Source organism: Actinomadura mexicana (assembly GCF_900188105.1).
GTDB lineage: Bacteria > Actinomycetota > Actinomycetes > Streptosporangiales > Streptosporangiaceae > Spirillospora > Spirillospora mexicana.
This window is the reverse complement of record NZ_FZNP01000052.1, coordinates 1-1,047: the sequence shown is the minus strand read 5'-3', so window position 1 is coordinate 1,047 and position 1,047 is coordinate 1. Positions and strand designations below refer to the sequence as shown.

The 1,047-nt window shown below is 67.9% G+C and carries 1 pseudogene; it reads right to left on the bottom strand.

Annotation, left to right across the window (positions count from 1 at the left end):
• Positions 1 to 1,047: pseudogene (locus CHC11_RS39975) on the bottom strand (DNA-directed RNA polymerase subunit beta); the annotation flags it as partial.

Sequence of the window (1,047 nt, the reverse complement as noted above, 5' to 3'; positions counted from 1 at the left end):
CCAGCCGAGGTGGGTCTCCAGGACCTGTCCGACGTTCATGCGGCCGGGCACGCCCAGGGGGTTCAGGACGATGTCGACGGGGGTGCCGTCCTCCAGGAACGGCATGTCCTCCACCGGCAGCACCTTGGAGATGACGCCCTTGTTGCCGTGCCGGCCCGCGAGCTTGTCCCCGTCGGTGATCTTGCGCTTCTGCGCCACGTACACCCGGACCAGCTCGTTGACCCCCGGCGGCAGCTCGTCACCGTCGTCGCGGGAGAACACCCGCACCCCGATGACCTTGCCCTGCTCACCGTGCGGCACCTTCAGCGAGGTGTCGCGCACCTCGCGCGCCTTCTCACCGAAGATCGCCCGCAGCAGCCGCTCCTCGGGGGTCAGCTCGGTCTCCCCCTTCGGGGTGACCTTCCCGACCAGGATGTCACCGGGCACCACATCGGCGCCGATCCGGATGATCCCGCGCTCGTCCAGGTCGGCCAGGACCTCCTCGGACACGTTCGGGATGTCGCGGGTGATCTCCTCGGGCCCCAGCTTGGTGTCCCGGGCGTCGACCTCGTGCTCCTCGATGTGGATCGAGGACAGCACGTCGTCCTGCACCAGCCGCTGCGACAGGATGATCGCGTCTTCGTAGTTGTGGCCCTCCCACGGCATGAACGCCACCAGCAGGTTCTTGCCCAGCGCCATCTCACCGTCATCGGTGCACGGCCCGTCGGCGATCACCTGGCCCAGCTCCACCCGCCGGCCCTCGTCCACGATCGGCTTCTGGTTGAAGCAGGTGCCCTGGTTGGACCGCTTGAACTTCGACACCCGGTAGGTCGTGCGGGTCCCGTCGTCGTTCATCACCGTGACGTAGTCGGCCGAGACCTCCTCGACCACACCCGCCTTCTCCGCGGTGATCACATCACCGGCATCGGTCGCGGCACGGTACTCCATACCCGTCCCGACCAGCGGCGCCTCACTGCGCAGCAACGGCACCGACTGCCGCTGCATGTTCGAACCCATCAGCGCCCGGTTGGCGTCGTCGTGCTCCAGGAACGGGATCATCGCGGTCGC